We start from the raw sequence: 17,219 nt of genomic DNA, 5'->3' as shown, positions 1-17,219 counted from the left end.
AAATTATGAAATATCTTTTCCTGTTGTTATTAAGCATTTGTTTTTTGTCCAGTTGTGACAAAGAAGATAGTGATTTTGACGCTAGGGAGATCGGTGATGGAACAATGGCTAAAAGGTATCAATTTGTAGGGCGTTCCGTCGGGTTTTCGGTTAGCCAGATCTACGTGGATGGCACTACAGATAAAAACTTCTATTTGGGGACAGTTTGGGGATTAAAAGATACTACGCCGCAACTAAAACTAACTTCCCTTCGCAATTATAAACCTTTCAAGAGCACAATTTCTTCTACACAGCCAACTTTAGCTCCAATCCGTATCATTCCTGGATTTGATGCTGTGCGAGCTTTCGCTAAGAAAAGCAAGGGGGAACCGGCTGTTTTGAGGCAGTCGTCTGTAGGGGCATTTTTCGATTATAGAGCGATACGCTACCATCTTAATAATAGCCCTGACGTAGATAGTGTACTCAAATTGGTCCGTCACCATGATTCTACCACGATAAAAAGAGCTAATAGCCTGTTATTGCGTCGAGAACATATTACATTTAGTCTCCATGCAGATCTGAAAGACTATGAACAGGCTTTTAGTAAGGATGCACTAGGGAAGTTAAAAAAATCAGGATATAATCCCTACTATGTTTCGTCAGTCAACTATGGTACCCACTCGATTATGATGGGAGAAAGTGATTTTCCACGTGGTGATCTTAAAAACGTATTGGAAAAATTGCTGTACAATCAATTTCTGACAAAAACCGACGAAACGGTGTTAAATCGTTCCGATGTGCTGGTTTATTTGCGTGGTGGACGTCAAACTAGTTTTATTAGACGCGCTACAGGTTTGGACGCTATTAAAAAACTTGTCATTGATTATAAAAATGAACTTGAACTGCAACAGAATAGCTTTGACTACCCCATTAGCTATAGTCTAGGAAACCTTAATTCCTATGGGGACCTTAAATTCTGGTACTCTTATGATTTTCTCGTCCGTGAGGAAAAAGAATGATTTTTATTTAAACATTTGGATAATTAAAAGGATATTTTTTACATTTGGGCTATTGTCGCAAACGGCATCATAGCGCAGTTTCCTGTCTATCTATTTTAAACATGGCATAACCATTAATTAGCCTTTTTGCTTCAATACCATTATTAGCTAAAAACAATTAAAGAAGAACTATGGAAGAAACAATTAAGACATTGATCTACATTCACGCGTTTTTTGGTGGGGTAGGATTGATTACCGGCCTGATCAGTGTGGCTGTAAAAAAGGGAGGAGTAGCGCATAAGAAAATGGGGATCATATTTTCCTATGCGATGGTGATTAGTTCTTTAATTTCACTTGTTATTGCGAGAATGCCGGGCCACGAAAACACATTTTTATTTTTGATCGGTATCTTTACCATCTATCTCATTCTGGCGGGTAATCGCGCGTTGACTTTACGCAGTAAGATTAAACAACAGGCCGATTGGAAAGACAAACTTATTTCGGCTACGATGCTGCTTGCATCGGTTGGTATGTTATGTCTTGGTTTAATTGGATTAATACAGCAGGTGGCAAATTCTGTTTTATATGTCTTTTTTGGTGGTTTTGGTGCATTTATGAGTATTCGAGATTTTCAGCTGTTTAAAAGTTTCAAAGAAAAGAAAAATGGCTGGCTGGTCAGTCATTTGGGTCGTATGGTAGGCGCATTGATTGCGTCGGTGACTGCCTTTTTAGTTGCCGGGATTCAGCTTGGTTCAACGCTGGTTTGGATTACGCCAACCATCATCGGCACCTTGTATATCATCTATTCCAATAGAGCATTGAATAAAAATAAAGTGCTTCGTGCGGATTTGCATTAATCCAGCGAGTTAAACATTTGAATTGATTGAAGAAAGGCCTAAGTTTTTTATTTAGGCCTTTTTTAATGCTTGATCTTATGCTCATGAAACCTTGTCAAGAGGTTCTTTGTGCCTTTTTTTTACTCCTACTTTTGATCCAGTTCAATGCAATAGTGCTAGGTTCGCTAGATGCCGAAAGGCTTGTATTGTGATCTAATAAAGGAAATAGGCAATATTCGAAAGGCTTTCCTTGTGCTTTAAGTGCATTGAGATGTTCAATGGATAAACCTACAGGTATTTGGATATCTTTGGATCCAAAAAGCCAGAGTCCTGGAGTTGTTATTGTTTTAAGTGGTGTCATGGGATCGGTATTTGTAAATTGATAGCGATCCGGATCATTTGCCACATGTTGTCTAGCATCGGCTTCCGTATGTTTATCCCAAAAATCTTTTTTCCCATTCGTAAAGAACTGGAAGCGAAGCTGCTCACGGGCAGGGATGACTGCTCCACTGTACAAGACAAAAAAGTCGACCAAAGGATTTTGGTTGGTAGCTAAGGGAATGATCCATCCTGCTTGGCTGAATCCAAGTAGTCCCATTGGAATGTTCGTCTTCCCTAGTTGCTGATGGAATGCTTTTACCGCTGCTTGTGCATCTTTGGCCAGCAGGTGGAGGTTGGCAGAGTCGATATTATTTGTACCGACCTCAGGGCCAGCGTAGGTTCCCTCAGATTTACCAACTCCGCGCTTGTCATAAGTAAATACAGCAATACCGTTTTGAGCCAAATATGAGGCAAACTCCATCATCCTTTTCTCTTGTCCAGAACCATGGATAAGGACAATGGCCGCATGGGCACGGCGAGGCTGAAGTATGGTTCCTGTTAACTTAATACTCTTACTTTTAAATACAATATCTTTTGTAGACCAGTCTAAAGATTGGGCTTTTGCATGTTGCGCGAAGAGCAGGCAATACATGGCGACGAGAAAAGGTAGCGTACGAAGTGTAATCCGCTGTAAGGGAGCATAGTTCGTCAGGGAACAGTTTAATGAGGAGGATTTAGGCATAATTAATTCGGTGTTAAATTTATTTTTGTCTAAAGTAACGAGTTTAAATTTAAAAAGTTTGTGCTTTTCGGTGGACTGTAGGTTTGAATCGGTAAATCGTCCTGTTTTTGCTGTAAATGGCGGATCAAAATTCCCTTGAATCGTCTGCTTGGTTCTTTGCAGATAGCAATGTCCATTCTTGAAAAAGGTTTACAAAAGGTTTAACACGGCTTTTACTTTACGGTTGGTCTAATACGACTCTTACTTCACAGCTGGTCTTTTACGGGGTTTTGATTTGTCTATATTTATTTGGGTAAAAACTAGTGGTCAAATTTGATTTTATTCCGTTTTATAATCGTTATTTCTACGGAACTTATTTGGTCTTTATTCGCTTTCATCCGAATGAAGTCCGAATGAGGTCCCTATAAAGTCCGTATTAGCTCCCTGAAAATTAAGAAATTTGTAAGAAATAAAATAGCGACGGAATAAGATTCGTTAACAGTGTTTTAAGTTTTTCTTTCTTGTTGTATAACGTAATATATCCTTTATCAAAAGTTAACATCTGAAAATTATTTTTGAGCTGAATGAAGCGATTGTTCCTGCGGTAGTTTTCCTTAAGGAAAACTCAGCAAGTAAGAAAAACTAAGCAAGGACAACCATAAATCTTATGAAAGAATACTATGCACATTTTCTGCAACATGATTCCTCTCTTAGGGGAAACCGATCTTAGTACTGGACTCCTTATTGTTTTTGCCCTTTGTTTATTTGCCGTTGTGGCCTTTGAATTTGTCAATGGCTTTCATGATACCGCGAATGCTGTTGCAACGGTCATTTATACCAAAGCACTTAAACCAATTGTAGCCATTCCTTGGTCTGGTTTTTGGAATTTTCTAGGTGTTTTTGCAGGCGGAATAGCCGTGGCTATGGGAATCCTTAAATTGGTGCCTCTGGATACCTTAATGGCACTCCCGGTTTCCGTAGGCGCTTGTCTGGTCCTTTCTGTATTATTGGCTGCTATTATCTGGAATTTGGGGACTTGGTATTTTGGTATTCCTTGTTCGAGTTCACATACCTTGATCGGTGCCCTTATCGGGGCTGGTATAGGCTTCACCTGGTATTACGGTGGCAGCGGTGTCAATTGGCATAAGGCTGAGGAAATTGGTCTTTCTTTGATTCTGTCACCTTTGATTGGCTTTGGTCTAGCGGTGATATTGATGCTCTTTTTGAAGCATGTCGTCCGTTATAAAGCACTTTTTCACATCCCACAAGGGGAAGATGACAGGCCTCCATTTCTAGTACGGGGTATTCTTATACTGACCTGTACATTGGTCAGTTTTTTTCACGGTAGCAATGATGGACAAAAAGGAGTAGGGCTGTTTATGTTGATCTTAATTGCATTTCTTCCTGCCCGTTTTGCAATAAACCATTCCGTACCAGATGCGGCTGTCATTAAAACGCTCGATCAAACGGAGATTGTGTTACAGACAATTGCTTCCAGTAATGTAACTCAGGGAATGATGTTTGCGCAAGTCAATCAGGAGATTGAGCTAGTCAAGCTACATTTGATGGATAAAAGTGTAACGGATAAAGCCGGGACGTTTAAATTCAGAAAAGAGGTTGAAGGTTTAGTCAAATCCATCGCTACATTGGAGCGTAATAAACAGATCAATATCAATGCTGAAAATAGATTGGAGCTCAATCGTAAGTTGGGTGAATTGAAACATCTTACGGACTTTGCACCGATTTGGGTGATCTTAACGATTTCGGTAGCACTAGGTTTGGGAACAATGATCGGTTGGAAACGTATTGTCGTAACGATTGGTGAAAAAATAGGAAATGAACATTTGAGTTATGCTCAGGGGGCCTCAAGCGAGATTGTCGCAGCTTCGACAATTGGTATCAGTACCGTATTGGGTTTGCCCGTTAGCACAACGCATGTGCTCTCAAGTGGTATTGCTGGTTCAATGGTAGCTTCTGGAGGAAAGAGCAATTTAAATAAAGGAACACTCAAAAGTATCGGTCTTGCTTGGGTACTTACTTTACCTGTGTCGATTGGCTTGGCTTTATTACTATTTGTATTCTTCCATCTTTTTATTTAGTTGATTGTTATCTGAATGTTTTTGTCATCCATTGACTTTGTACACATGGCTATTGGCAGTTTAATATTAAAACTTAAAAAATGAAACAAATTCTCGTTGCCTCTGATTTTTCAATCAATGCAAGTCATGCTTTGCGTTATGCCTTGTCTTTGGCTTCTCGTTTGCATATGGAAATTGCTGTTGTACACGCCATACACCCGACAGAAGGGATCAACAACAGTACTTATAACGCGATCTTTATAGAAGATTATTACGCTAGAAAACGAGCTGCTTTGCAAGAATGGATTGATCAGGTGGTTCAGGAAAATAAATACAATGGCCTTAAAGTGAGATCTGTTGTCGAAGTAGGTTATCTGCGTAATGTAGTCACAAAGTATGTTGAATATACCGATGTTTCTTTTTTGGTGATGGGAATCACTGGGGCGACGGGCATTAAAGAAATTGCCGGTAGTAATGCAAGTATGGCTGTTACAAAATTGCGTATTCCGACCTTGATTGTACCTCCTGAAAGTAATCTGTCCGCTATTCCGGTCATTACATTGGCAACGGATTACAAAACCACAAAATTGTCTGTGCGTGATGTCAAAGCGCTCAATCGTATTTTAAAACTTTCGGACCCCAAGAAGTTGGAAATTCTACATGTTTCAGAAAGGGATTTGGACGAAAAGCTGGTGCGTAATGGGGAGAAAAAAATGCGTCAGTTGCTTCCTAACGTAACTATCAACTTTAACTATGTGGATGAGGATGATACACGCCCATCGTATGCGATCGTTGATTTTGTGGAAAACAATCAGACCGATATTCTATGTTTGGTCAAACGCAACCATAATATGATTTATCGTTTATTTGCAAGTAGTACGGTGAATGAAGTTCTGAACCGATCGGTTAAAGCGATTTTGGTGTTGCATGAATAGTCTATGTCGAAACTTTTTTACGCTATATATCAAGCCGTTTTGGATTTTCCAAGCGGCTTTTTTTCAATGACAAAATGATGGATTGATAATTCAGAAACCAATTTTGAGCCAGCAGGCAATCAGTATCACCTTAAATTAACCTAAAAATCTCCACAAGTCATCGTCCTGTGGAGATTTTTCACTATAGTCCCTTATAGTGCGCTGAAACTTTGCATATTTTTCCATGTACGTCTAATTCCATATATTCCGCGGAAAGCGAATCGTTGACGCTTTTATAGAAAAGTACCATGGAGTTTACGCCCGTAAGTATGTGGTAAAGCTCAAAATGAAGTTCTGGATATTTTTCCAGTTCGCTTTTAAAATAAGCTTTTAATTCTTCTTTGTTCTTTATATTTCCCGCCGTATTCACACCCATTTTCTGAATAATGGGGGAGCGAAAGTCAATGTCTTCACTATAGTGTCGCATAATTGTATCTAGATCGTGTTGGTTCCAGGCATCAACCCAATGTTGCGCAAGATCTGCAGGCTGATTAAAATTATCTAGTGTATTCATGTTGTATTAAAATTAATCGATGTATCTGACGGAATTGTCAAACCAAACCGCTTAAAGCAATATACATAATTTAACTGTCTTATCTGCCGTAAGGATAGATAAACCGTTATTGACCCACAATTTGTTGGAATCGCTAAATTGAACAAACGGTTGCGTTTTGATCAGAGTTGTCAATGCTGATAATTCTCGTTATTATCGTAAGGTTATAGTCTGTTCGTAAGCAGATTGACTATAGTTTGTTCGTTTATAAAATAAGAAAATTGTGAAAAAATATCTATTTCTTGCGGGTATTCAGGTAATGTCAGTGCTAGGGTTATCAGCCCAAACGACAAGGTCAACTGTGCCATTACAGCTATTGGGTACCCGGAGTTGGATCCGTGTAGACACGAAGGATAATCAACCGAGCATGTCCGGAGCGAAAGTCTTTTGGGCAAAAACGAATAAGAAACCGCAAACAGCCAATGCGATATTAGCAGAAGGTGCCAAACGTTATTATATTCAGCAGGTGGAGCCTGAAACGACCTATTATATCTGGATAGAATCTGCTACAGGAAAATCCTTGGCGAATGAAAAAGTGTATACGAGCAAGAAGTGGCAGCTGGATGATACTGAACTCGATGAGGAGCAAAAGAATCCAAGCTCAAGAGCTGTTCCTATTGGTATGGAAGTCTATTGGCAGGATGAATTTAACGATCAGTTACTTAATCGGAATAAATGGACGACCAACTATTTCTCGTCCCTGAACTATCTGAATGAAAAATCCAAGGATGAAATGTTGCATGATCGTTTGCCACAACCCGCTTATACTTTAAATGGATCAGCGATCAATCTGTATGTCAATGATACCATTCCCAAGCGGATTTTTACGGAGGGTGGCAACCAAAAGATTTCATCCATCCAAACCTACGATTGGAAGTCCAATGAAAATCTATTGGACAACAGCAAAGGTGGGTACTTTGAAGTTAAGGTGAGACGCAACCGCCAGGGTAATCCAAAGGGAACAAATACAGCTTTTTGGTTTGATTCACCAGGACCAGATATTCGTTATTATCTTCAAGAAGGATCTGAAGTGGACGGAATTAAAGGCATTCGTCCCAAGGGACAGCTTTTTGAAATAGACGTTTTCGAGTATATTACAGCTCAATTTGTGATACATGGACATGTCGATCAAAAAGGGGTATTTCAACGTAATCTTGCTACACATATTGCGGAGGGGTATGAACATGTGGGACAATGGGTAACACATGGGGTATTATGGACACCTACCAGTATTAAACATTATATCAATGGAGACCTGATCAAGGAGTATACGAATAAAAATCAGATTTATTCACCCAACCACTTTTTGAATGTATTTCTTGGAGCCTATGGTTCTGAAGGCGGAGTCAATATGGAGGTCGATTATATTCGGGCTTATAATTGGCCTTTAAAGGATGGTAATGAACTGCCGAATCCGGATTTTGAGGGCAAGGCTGGCCTTGCACCTTGGGAAGGAGCAGCGGTCATCGAAGAAGGGCGTGGAGAAAAAGGCAGTAAAGCGGTCGTACTTGCGCCGGGTCAAAAAATAGAGCAATATGTTTATTTGAATCCTCAACAAGACTTCAAGCTTGGCTATTGGAGTAAAGGAGGTAAAGTTCAGGCGGAAGTGGATGATGTTGCTGTCGTAACAGGAAAGTTATCGACTTTAAAGACTTTAATAGCTGATTCAGGAAAGAGAGGTGGAAAACAGGCCGTTGATTTTGTTACTGGCAAGGAGATCAATCCGAATAAAAAAATAGTTCGGATCGGATTTATCAATATAGGAACGGAAAAGGCATTATTGGATAATATCACGTTGAAAAAAAGATAGTTATAGTGTTGTTTTCTTAGTAAATAACGGCTCTATGTATATCACGTAGGAGCCATTTTTATGTTTTTTTATGTGGTAAATGTTTCTTTTGATATGCTGAAGGTGACATATTTGTCTGTTTTTTGAAGAAATGAGAGAACGTAGCGGAGTCCTCAAAACCCAATTCAATTAGCGTAGTCTTGATTGGATTGGCCCCCAAACTCAGCAGGTGTATAGCTTCCTTTAACAAACGATTATGAATCAGTTTGAGGGGGGTAGTCTCCATGTATTGCTGTGTTTGTATCCAAAGAGTTGTTGCAGTTATATTCAATAAATTTGCGTAATAAGCGACATGGTGTTCTTTTTTATAATGAAGTTCTATTAATTCAAGAAAGCGATTCAGGATGGCTGGATAAGTATATGGTGCTAAATTATCGATGTGTTTGGTTAAGGAGCGGTTAATCTCTAGTAAGCTAGTTCCCAAACGTGATAAAATGAGTGATAATAGTGGCTGATAACGAGAGAGTTCCTCACGGATCTTATCGAATTCATAGCGAAGCCTCTCAAATTCATATGCTGCGATCTGAAGTATCGGATAATCTTTAAGAAGTTTTATGTTGATTGAAAGCGTATGACATAATTTTTCAAAATTTTGCCAGGGAATTCTAAAATGATAAACAGCGGTTTCTTTGAAAAAATAGAAAGAACTTGACTGACCAGGGAACATTAAATGAATTTGATAACCCATTATATTATGTTGCCCCTGATCAATCTGACGGATACCTCCTCCCGAGTGTATTAAGATAAGGGTCAGCACCTCTTTGCTTTTGAGCATATGGCAGGTGTGTACTCTGATATTCCGCATTCGATATAAAAAACCGAAATGCTCTACCTGTTCGTCGCATGTTGTTATGTTTGCAGTATTAAACATAGTTATTTTGGTCTGAGAGGCGTTAAATGCACGATTTGTTTATTCAATTTTGCGATTCTTATCTAACGATTATAGGGATATTCCTGTACCCAATGGAACTTGCGCTGCTTTAATTCGAAAGTTTGCACGTCTTGTTTAATCAGTTTAATTTGCGCTGTATGGTCATCGAAGGCTTTTGTCAGAAGAATATTTCCATCTTGGTTGATTTGATAATCAAATTGATAATTGTTTAAGGTGATTTTCTTCCCCGCAGCATCAATTACAACGCTCTCTCTTTGCGGGCTATAGTCTGTGTTGCGTATTAAGACCTTATTGTTATCAATTTCGAAAACAATAAGTCGCCAATTTTCGGAGATTGTTTTGCGTGGTGTTCCCGCTTGATCAATACGGTAGATTCCATATAGTGGTGACGTCGTTAGGTACTCAGCGATCATTTTTTTTGTACTTAATATGCCCATGCCCTGTTGCACTATAAAGAGAAGTAACACGGCCAATTTGATGATAAACAAACTTTTTCTTTTCCAGCTTTTATTGAATAGGAGTTGTTGAATAGGAAGTAACTGTACAGGTTTTCCTGAAATAAAAATTTCGCACAATGCTTTTAAGTAGGGAAGCAGTAGAAATATGGAAAATAGCAGGAGTGCTGTGGAGACCATTTTGACAGGAACATCATAAAAATAATTAACAGCCATAATATTGATACTTGTCGCAACCGTAATAAGTGCACCCAAAACCATCATTTTTCTGAAAAGCAATAGGCCCGATAATATTTCAATTGAACCGATGAGTATATTGTAGCCTTGAGAATAACCGATATAAGTCCATGCGAGGCCCATGGGGGAATACTCGCCCAATGGCTGCAGGAGTTGTGTTAACCTCGGCGGCTGCATTTGCATATAGAAGACTTTGATGAGACCATAGTTGATGAGCATAAAAGCAACATAATAACGTATTGCTGTGGTTAACCAGTAAAAAAGGATCCTATAGTTCGCTCTTTTTCGATCTAATATGGACCATAAAGCTGCCCCGACTAATGCTAGTAGGAATAAGATCAATAAGGATATCCAGGCATAGGAGGTATCCCCACTTCCGTTGATGAAGATGCTGTGGTCGTAAGAATAGCCCAATATATTTTCTGCAAACCAGGGAGTCAACTTTTGCATAAAATGGTTGAGGGGAGAGCTGATATAGCCATATAATGGATAAGTGCCGTTGTTGAAAACAAGAATAAACGACAAAATGAAAATAAAAGAAAATCGAAAACCTAATTTTCTAAAGGCAGGCCAACGTTCTGGACCGTTTTCGTTAAGAATAAGCATGATTAAAGTTTATAGTATTTAAGTTAATATTTTTTGGTAAAATAGACCGTATGTTTGTTGAAATAAATAATCGATTAAATAGTAAATAATCATTACGCTATATTTGGACAGAAGTTTTTATCTTGCTCCTAAAAAATAAGAATCATGGACAAGATCAGAGAATATTTCGAATCGCTCGTTGTCATGAATGATACGGACTGGGAAGTATTTTCCGCTAAGCTTGTTAAGATGGAGTTTCCAAAAAAATCACTGATTTTGGAAATCGGAAAAACTGAACAGTATTTATCTTTTATTGAAAAAGGAATTGTACGTTTCAATATCCCAAAACTGGACTATGATTTTACTTTTGGATTCGCTTTTGAAAACTCTTTTGTAAGTGGGTACGATTCCTTCTTGACACAGCAGCCTTCATCGTATCATCTCGAGGCAATAACAGATTGTATTTTATGGCGGATATCGTTTGAGGATCTCCATGCGGTATATCAAACAACAACGGTTGGGAACCTAATTGGTCGGAAAGCGGTTGAGGACATTTTTCTAAAAAAAATGAAACGGGAACTGACGCTACTCGAAGATTCGGCAAAAACCAGGTATATCAATTTGTTGCGTGAGCAACCCGAGTTGATTCGCAATATTCCCTTAAAATATCTGGCTTCTTATATTGGTATTAGGCCGCAATCATTGAGCCGGATCAGAAAAGGAATTTATTAACAAATGTTCATTGATAACAAAAAGAAGGGTACCTATTTTTGTTATAAAAAAGATGAAACCATTTTTTGTATTGATCGTTGTCTTTGTTGTCTCCAATTTAAGTACCCTGTTGTTGAAAGGCACGGTGGATTATTTTTTTTCGGGCAAAATAGCACTAGCCGTTATGTTGCTGTTTACATCATTGGGGCATTTATTATATACGGAGGGAATGACCTTGATGCTACCCGAATTTATTCCATTTAAAAAGGAAATGATCTATGCAACCGGACTGTTGGAAGCCCTTGCTGCTATTGGGCTATTTGTCCCGCAGATGAGCCGCATAACGGGAATCCTTTTAATTGTCTTCTTTCTACTGGTATTACCCACAAATATCCGGGCAAACTTGAAGCATATTAATTATGAGACGGCTACTTTCGATGGACCTGGTCCAAACTATTTGTGGTTTCGTATTCCGTTTCAAATCTTGCTTATCGCTTGGACTTATTATTTTGCGATTCGTTAAATCAAGTTTCTTAACTAAAATATAGCATTAAATTAATATGGGTTTGTTTAGTTTTATTTAACAATTTTTTATTTTTGCTAAACTTTTAGGTTTAATCAAATGAAAGAAGCAATTAAGATGATCGTATTTGACATGGCAGGTACGACAGTGAACGAAAATAATATTGTGTATAAGACGCTTAGAAATGCAATAAATACGGTAGGAGGCTATGAACTTACATTAACGGAAGTATTGGCGCATGGCGCAGGTAAGGAAAAGTTACAAGCGATCAAAACAGTACTTAAAAATAGCCTGAATCTTGTTGATGATGAATTGGCACAACGCATGTTTACGTTGTTTTTAGGGGAGCTGGAGCATGCTTATGAAGTGGAAGAAATTTATCCAAATACGAATGCTGAGGAGCTTTTTGCCATATTGAAAGACCGTGATATCTTACGTGTGTTGAATACGGGATATGACCGAAAAACTGCGGAGTCGCTTTTAGAAAAGCTTAACTGGAAAGTAGGAAAGGATGTAGATGCATTAATTACAGCGTCTGATGTGCCTCGAAACAGACCTTATCCAGATATGATTGAATTAGCGATGCAAAAATTTGAAATTGCTGATCCAGGTGTTGTCTTAAAGATTGGAGATTCTATTATCGATATACAAGAGGGGCAGCAAGCAGGCTGTGGTTTAAGTATCGGTATCACAACCGGTGCACATAATGTGGCTCAACTCAAATCCGCAAATCCCGATTATGTGATTGATGATCTACTGGAAATTGTTCCAATACTTGAAAAGAAGAATATCTCCAATACAGTTGTCTAGTTCTTTGACACTGTTGAATAAAAAAGCGGGTATTTCTTGTAGGAAATACCCGCTTTTGATTGCGATATGATCCACATGCTATTGCATTTGTATGCCTTCCATTGAATTCTGGTTTTTGTTTTTCTTAAACATGTTCATATCCATTTTTCCGAAACGGTAGGAAAGATTCAATTTGATCAACTGCGGATTGGAAAGTCGATAATAGGTTTGAGAGAATCCGTCACCCGATGAAACAATGGTATTGCCACGTGTTCTGAAGATATCATTGATGGCCAATGTTGCGGAGGCAGCCTGATTTTTCAAGAAGCTTTTCTTGATGGCAAAGTCGATACCATAGAATGGTTTGATATAGCCTTGGGAAGAGCTTTGTGCCTGGTTCATTGGTGGGCCGAATGTCTGGCCCTGTGTAACTGGCATATTTGTTTTGCCTTGATATTCAAAAGCAAGCTGTAGGTTCCAGTTTTTCTGTAAGTTGAATGTATTGTTCAATTTTCCAAATACTGTCCATATACCTTCCGACGGTGTTTTCTCATCAACTTCAATTTTAGAATTGTAGAAGTTGAGGTCTGCTGTCAGATCCCACCATTTTTTGAGATTATTGGTATACGTGAATTCGGCCCCATAATTTTTGCTGGAATTGGCATTGATATAGGTATTAATGAAGTCCATTTTGTTCGTCACCGGATTGAGTTCCTGTGTCAGGTAACGTGTAATTAGGTTGTTTGTAGATTTATAGTATACCGTTGCCAAAAATGTACCTTTTCCATGTGTACGACTGTAAGAAAGTTCGCCCGAAGTGGTGAATTCTGGTACAAGATCGGGGTTTCCACGTGTAATATTTAAGCTGTCTGTGTAGTCAACAAAAGGGATAAGCTGAAAGAAGTTCGGACGGTTGACACGACGGGTTACGCTCATCTGTATTTGGTCTTTTTCGGTTAGCTTTTTGCTCAGGAACAAAGAAGGAAATAAGCTAAGGGGGTACTTGTTGTGAAACTTTTCATTTGTATTCAAAAGTTCGCCGTCGTACGTTGAGCTTTCTGCGCGCAACCCAACTTTATAGGATACCCAGTCTTTGAGATTTCCTCCAAGTGAGGCATAAGCTGCATAGACGCTGTTTTTGTTATTATAGTTTGCTGAAGCTGCGGTGATATTTTCAAAATCCTCCTTATCCACTGCTTTTAAGGAATTCGTGTTGAGGTTTTTGAGTTTATTGATCTGGGCACGCACACCGGTCTCGAGTTTCATGCCATTTTTGAACGGTTTGACATAATCTGCCTGCACAGTCATAAATTTATTGTTGCCGGAGCCGTTGTTTTTTTGGATCTGCGTTCCGCTGACCTCATCGCTGGCATTGCGATAATTGGTCGTATATAGACCATTTGAGGTGTTATTACCGCCAAAGTAATTGAAATCGACAGACAATTCTTCGCCTTCAGTTTTGAATTTTTGGACGAGACCAGCTTGCAGGCCACGTGGTTTAAAGCTTCTTTCAGATTCGGAAATGCGATCGCTCATTGAAGTATTGCCCCCTGAAGTGGTGGAAATTGCTGAATTTTCATTAGGCTTAAATTTACCCTGAACCAACACGCCGGCGACAGATAGCGTTGTTTTGGGACTTAAGTCGTAATCTACGCCAAGCCGGCCAAAGGTAATCATACCTTTTGTTTTGCCCTCGATATCTTGATCTACTGTCGATTCTATGCCATTAATTGTACTGGTACGGTGGCTGTCGCCCTCGGTGTTGGTCCGCATGCGCATATTCATTCCCGTCAGTGAGATGTTGAATTTATTCTGACGCAGATTTAAACTACCCATAAAGTTGGTCCCGCCAAAGCGGTCAGCTCCTAAGGTGACCATACCATTGTATCCAGCTTTCTTATTTTTTTTCAGAATAATATTGAGGATACCGGCCATACTTCCAGAAGCGTCGTATTTGGCAGATGGATTTGTGATGATCTCGATTTTATCAATGACATCAGCCGGAATTTGATCCGGTGTAAGCGTGGTCGGTTTTCCGTCAACAAAAATCGTTGGCGCTGCATTTCTCAATTTTACATTACCGTCGATATCTACTTGTACAGAAGGCATATTGCGGAGTACATCGATTGCTGTACCGCCAGCCGCGACGATATTTTTCTCTACGTTGAAGACCTTTTTGTCGATGTCCATTTCGAGTAATGCCTTACGGCCAGTCACGGTGACTTCATCGAGCTTACGGTTGTCATTTTCCAGTTTGATCGCGCCGATATCTTTGGTTGTTTTTCCATCGGTATAGTCTACAGCTAGATCAATCGGTGCATAGCCTACAGAGCTAATTTTTAGCTTCCATTTTTCTTTTGGTGAAATGGCTGCGAAATTGAATTTTCCATTTTCTGAAGAACTGGTACTTTTTACGAGAATTTCCCTTTCTTTACCAGTAGCTTGATCCTTGATGACCTTCAATAAATTCACGGAAGCTTGCGCGATCGGTTTCCCGGTGTTGTCCACAATTTGGCCGGAGAGCTGGCCTTCGGACATGGCGAAAGTAGGACGACCGCCTGCAGGGGCTTGAGCGTGTACAGAAGCAACCGCAGTTGCCATTAGTGCTATTGCTATAAATCTTTTCATTTTTTCTTTGCTATGCTATCGGCTACGCGGATTAGGCTGTTCGATAGTACGCAAATTTGAAAAGGATTTTTTAGCTATGCAATCATCTGTAGACCGAAGCGGCGAATGTGTAGACGAACGGATAATTGTATCGATTCAATTTGTACCTGTAGCATTAGATAAACTGTTCGATATTTTTAATATATTTTTTACCGATAGGAAGGGCAGTTTCGGGTAAGGTGAGTTTGCTTTGACCGACCTGTTCAATACGATTTTTGTTGACAATAAAGGAATTATGTATGCGTAGAAAATCGACTGTAGGTAATATTTTTTCCATCCCTCGGAGGTTGCTGCGCGTAAGAAGTGGCGATTCACGGTCGACCAGGTATATTTTCACATAGTCTTTCAAGCCTTCGATGTAGCTGATTTCATGGAGAAAAATTTTCGTCTTTTTGTATTCTACATTGACGATAATATGATCCTGTTCGGGTAGCTGTTTTGCACGGAGCAGCATACTTTCTTCCACTTTTCGGACTGCGGCTGCGAGTCGTTCTTTTGAAATGGGTTTAAGCAGATAATCTACGGCATTTAGCTCGAAACCTTCAACAGCATATTGGTGATAGGCCGTGGTGAAGATAACTAAGGGGCGTGGAGTGAGTTCGCGAATAAACTGCGTACCCAATTGATCGGGCATTTCAATATCCAGAAAAATCAGATCGATAGCGTGATCTTTTAAATAGTCTTCAGCTTCGGCCGTCGCATTAAATTTACGGGCGACTTCGATTTGCTCAAAATTCAATAAGTCGTCTTCTAAAATGTTGAGCGCGAAGGGTTCATCATCGATTAGTATACATTTAATCTTCATCGGTCATCAGTTTTAAAGTCACTTCGAAATCTCCAGCATCGGTTTTTCCGATCCTGAGGTCATGTCGGTTGGGATACAATAATTGTAATCGTCTGCGTACATTGGTCAGTCCTATCCCTTCGTTTGGACGCGGTTCCGTATGTTGTAAAATGCTATTTCGGGATATAAAGATAATGCCACCTGGAGTATCCTGAAATTGAAACTGTATCTGTGGTTCAGTTTTGCTATCCACACCATACTTGAATGCATTTTCCACAAAATGGATGAAGAGTAATGGGGGGATCATTCTGTTTTTGACTCTGTCTTCGATATCCAGTGCTACATTTCCTTGAATAGGAAGACGAAGGGTCTGTAAGGCGATAAAATTGCGCATATGGTCGATCTCTTTAAAAAGTTCGACTTTGGGGCCGTCTACTTCGTAAAGTATGTAGCGTAGCATTTCGGACAACTTAACAATAGTGTCTTCGGAATCTGATGATTGTTTACGAATGAGCCAACGGATATTATTGAGCGTATTGAATAGGAAATGTGGGCTGATCTGAAGTTTTAACATCGTTAGTTCTGCCGTTGTTTTTTCAAGCGCAATCTGTTTGTTGAGCTCCTTTTGTCGGGCTTGCTCATCGTAGAGAAAGATCATCGAAGAGGTGATCATACAGAGTGAGTAAATAATGCCCGGGCCGATGACCAATCGTACGAAAAGAATATTTTCCTTGCTCAGATGAGCGAGCTCCCCATCTGGATTAAAATAGACTATACAGTAGTTCAGTGCTACATAGGTGGCGAATCCAAGTGCCATTAATAGTACAAAGATCTTTCTGCGACCAAAAAAATAGGTAGGTGCAACAACGTAGCAGTGCAAGTAAAAATGAGTAGCCAGGAACACAATATTTACTAAATGCGATAATGCCGAATAAGGCTTGAAATCCGCGATTTTATCCGGCTGGTAGAGGTACGTAATAAAGGGCAAAAGCAGTAATATGGTCCAGATGACAATATGTAAATAGAATTTTCTGAAGAATCTGCCGATCATGTTATATCTAATTAATCCCCTTACTTTTGGATAAGACCAAACTTAGATAAATTGCTTTTTATATGCAATATAAATACGTTTATAGGTAAAAACAATTATTCATCAAAGCTGTTCTCCGAAGGTTATCATGATCTGTTGTCAATCGATATGGTGTTATAAACATGAGCAGCTATTAAATGAAATGATGTTAAAAAGAGGTTCAGGAAAGAACACGAA

At 39.3% G+C, this 17,219-nt stretch carries 15 protein-coding genes; 8 read left to right on the top strand and 7 right to left on the bottom strand.

Translation table 11 applies throughout. The annotated features are described in order from the left end of the window. Window positions 1-5 precede the first annotated feature (5 nt). Window positions 6-998 (top strand): hypothetical protein, encoded by a 993-nt coding sequence (locus B4Z47_RS01970; protein ID WP_070568012.1) that lies wholly within the window; start codon window positions 6-8, stop codon window positions 996-998. A gap of 170 nt (window positions 999-1,168) precedes the next feature. Then, window positions 1,169-1,834 carry a hypothetical protein gene (locus B4Z47_RS01965; RefSeq protein WP_070568010.1) on the top strand — a complete coding sequence of 222 codons (666 nt, stop codon included), beginning with the start codon at window positions 1,169-1,171 and terminating at the stop codon, window positions 1,832-1,834. 94 nt (window positions 1,835-1,928) lie between these two features. Here B4Z47_RS01965 and B4Z47_RS01960 read toward each other — a convergent pair whose 3' ends face one another. Then, window positions 1,929-2,876, bottom strand: a complete 948-nt coding sequence (locus B4Z47_RS01960) for an alpha/beta hydrolase family protein (RefSeq protein ID WP_083296047.1) — start codon at window positions 2,874-2,876, stop codon at window positions 1,929-1,931. A gap of 677 nt (window positions 2,877-3,553) precedes the next feature. On the opposite strand from B4Z47_RS01960, the gene B4Z47_RS01955 reads away from it, so the two are divergent. Together B4Z47_RS01955 and B4Z47_RS01950 are read left to right on the top strand one after the other, a co-directional pair. After that, window positions 3,554-4,954, top strand: coding sequence for an inorganic phosphate transporter (locus tag B4Z47_RS01955; protein WP_286726658.1), 1,401 nt, complete (start codon window positions 3,554-3,556; stop codon window positions 4,952-4,954). Between the two features lie 80 nt (window positions 4,955-5,034). After that, window positions 5,035-5,868: a universal stress protein gene (locus B4Z47_RS01950; protein WP_286726656.1), complete on the top strand. Its 834-nt coding sequence runs from the start codon at window positions 5,035-5,037 to the stop codon at window positions 5,866-5,868. 181 nt (window positions 5,869-6,049) lie between these two features. Here the strand turns inward: B4Z47_RS01950 and B4Z47_RS01945 are convergent, their stop codons facing one another. Beyond that, window positions 6,050-6,421 carry a nuclear transport factor 2 family protein gene (locus B4Z47_RS01945; protein ID WP_286726655.1) on the bottom strand — a complete coding sequence of 124 codons (372 nt, stop codon included), beginning with the start codon at window positions 6,419-6,421 and terminating at the stop codon, window positions 6,050-6,052. A 262-nt stretch (window positions 6,422-6,683) separates the two neighbouring features. On the opposite strand from B4Z47_RS01945, the gene B4Z47_RS01940 reads away from it, so the two are divergent. Beyond that, window positions 6,684-8,270, top strand: a complete 1,587-nt coding sequence (locus B4Z47_RS01940; protein WP_286726653.1) for a glycoside hydrolase family 16 protein — start codon at window positions 6,684-6,686, stop codon at window positions 8,268-8,270. Window positions 8,271-8,328: 58 nt separating this feature from the next. Here B4Z47_RS01940 and B4Z47_RS01935 read toward each other — a convergent pair whose 3' ends face one another. After that, window positions 8,329-9,180 carry a helix-turn-helix domain-containing protein gene (locus tag B4Z47_RS01935; RefSeq protein WP_083296045.1) on the bottom strand — a complete coding sequence of 284 codons (852 nt, stop codon included), beginning with the start codon at window positions 9,178-9,180 and terminating at the stop codon, window positions 8,329-8,331. A gap of 62 nt (window positions 9,181-9,242) precedes the next feature. Beyond that, on the bottom strand, window positions 9,243-10,499 hold the full coding sequence (locus tag B4Z47_RS01930; RefSeq protein ID WP_070567995.1) for a hypothetical protein: 1,257 nt from the start codon (window positions 10,497-10,499) through the stop codon (window positions 9,243-9,245). A gap of 144 nt (window positions 10,500-10,643) precedes the next feature. On the opposite strand from B4Z47_RS01930, the gene B4Z47_RS01925 reads away from it, so the two are divergent. The 3 genes from B4Z47_RS01925 to B4Z47_RS01915 all read left to right on the top strand — a co-directional run bounded on the left by B4Z47_RS01925 (window position 10,644) and on the right by B4Z47_RS01915 (window position 12,522). Next, entirely contained in the window at window positions 10,644-11,210 is a 567-nt protein-coding gene (locus B4Z47_RS01925; protein WP_070567992.1) for a Crp/Fnr family transcriptional regulator, read from the top strand. A 52-nt stretch (window positions 11,211-11,262) separates the two neighbouring features. Then, window positions 11,263-11,712 (top strand): DoxX family protein, encoded by a 450-nt coding sequence (locus B4Z47_RS01920; RefSeq protein WP_070567990.1) that lies wholly within the window; start codon window positions 11,263-11,265, stop codon window positions 11,710-11,712. A 99-nt stretch (window positions 11,713-11,811) separates the two neighbouring features. Further along, the gene (locus B4Z47_RS01915) at window positions 11,812-12,522 is read left to right on the top strand and encodes an HAD family hydrolase (protein ID WP_070567988.1); all 711 of its coding nucleotides are present in this window, start codon (window positions 11,812-11,814) and stop codon (window positions 12,520-12,522) included. Between the two features lie 78 nt (window positions 12,523-12,600). Here the strand turns inward: B4Z47_RS01915 and B4Z47_RS01910 are convergent, their stop codons facing one another. The 3 genes from B4Z47_RS01910 to B4Z47_RS01900 all read right to left on the bottom strand — a co-directional run bounded on the left by B4Z47_RS01910 (window position 12,601) and on the right by B4Z47_RS01900 (window position 17,003). Next, the gene (locus B4Z47_RS01910) at window positions 12,601-15,129 is read right to left on the bottom strand and encodes an outer membrane beta-barrel family protein (protein WP_070567986.1); all 2,529 of its coding nucleotides are present in this window, start codon (window positions 15,127-15,129) and stop codon (window positions 12,601-12,603) included. 154 nt (window positions 15,130-15,283) lie between these two features. Continuing rightward, a complete protein-coding gene (locus B4Z47_RS01905; protein ID WP_046675364.1) occupies window positions 15,284-15,973 on the bottom strand; it encodes a LytR/AlgR family response regulator transcription factor in 690 nt (229 codons plus the stop codon). Beyond that, on the bottom strand, window positions 15,963-17,003 hold the full coding sequence (locus B4Z47_RS01900; protein WP_053003861.1) for a sensor histidine kinase: 1,041 nt from the start codon (window positions 17,001-17,003) through the stop codon (window positions 15,963-15,965). Before B4Z47_RS01900 ends, B4Z47_RS01905 begins: the two co-directional genes overlap by 11 nt. Window positions 17,004-17,219 lie beyond the last annotated feature (216 nt).

Source organism: Sphingobacterium sp. UBA2610, assembly GCF_002339225.1.
Lineage (GTDB): Bacteria > Bacteroidota > Bacteroidia > Sphingobacteriales > Sphingobacteriaceae > Sphingobacterium > Sphingobacterium multivorum.
Note: the sequence above shows the minus strand (reverse complement) of the source record. Positions and strands in the feature narration are given on the sequence as shown.

Bases quoted from the DNA above. Each gene is read 5' to 3' on its own strand.
- B4Z47_RS01935 (WP_083296045.1), bottom strand. From the start codon at position 9,180: ATGTTTAATACTGCAAACATAACAACATGCGACGAACAGGTAGAGCAT.
- B4Z47_RS01945 (WP_286726655.1), bottom strand. From the start codon at position 6,421: ATGAATACACTAGATAATTTTAATCAGCCTGCAGATCTTGCGCAACAT.
- B4Z47_RS01910 (WP_070567986.1), bottom strand. From the start codon at position 15,129: ATGAAAAGATTTATAGCAATAGCACTAATGGCAACTGCGGTTGCTTCT.
- B4Z47_RS01950 (WP_286726656.1), top strand. From the start codon at position 5,035: ATGAAACAAATTCTCGTTGCCTCTGATTTTTCAATCAATGCAAGTCAT.
- B4Z47_RS01970 (WP_070568012.1), top strand. From the start codon at position 6: ATGAAATATCTTTTCCTGTTGTTATTAAGCATTTGTTTTTTGTCCAGT.
- B4Z47_RS01920 (WP_070567990.1), top strand. From the start codon at position 11,263: ATGAAACCATTTTTTGTATTGATCGTTGTCTTTGTTGTCTCCAATTTA.
- B4Z47_RS01915 (WP_070567988.1), top strand. From the start codon at position 11,812: ATGAAAGAAGCAATTAAGATGATCGTATTTGACATGGCAGGTACGACA.
- B4Z47_RS01900 (WP_053003861.1), bottom strand. From the start codon at position 17,003: ATGATCGGCAGATTCTTCAGAAAATTCTATTTACATATTGTCATCTGG.
- B4Z47_RS01960 (WP_083296047.1), bottom strand. From the start codon at position 2,876: ATGCCTAAATCCTCCTCATTAAACTGTTCCCTGACGAACTATGCTCCC.
- B4Z47_RS01965 (WP_070568010.1), top strand. From the start codon at position 1,169: ATGGAAGAAACAATTAAGACATTGATCTACATTCACGCGTTTTTTGGT.
- B4Z47_RS01905 (WP_046675364.1), bottom strand. From the start codon at position 15,973: ATGAAGATTAAATGTATACTAATCGATGATGAACCCTTCGCGCTCAAC.
- B4Z47_RS01955 (WP_286726658.1), top strand. From the start codon at position 3,554: ATGATTCCTCTCTTAGGGGAAACCGATCTTAGTACTGGACTCCTTATT.
- B4Z47_RS01930 (WP_070567995.1), bottom strand. From the start codon at position 10,499: ATGCTTATTCTTAACGAAAACGGTCCAGAACGTTGGCCTGCCTTTAGA.
- B4Z47_RS01925 (WP_070567992.1), top strand. From the start codon at position 10,644: ATGGACAAGATCAGAGAATATTTCGAATCGCTCGTTGTCATGAATGAT.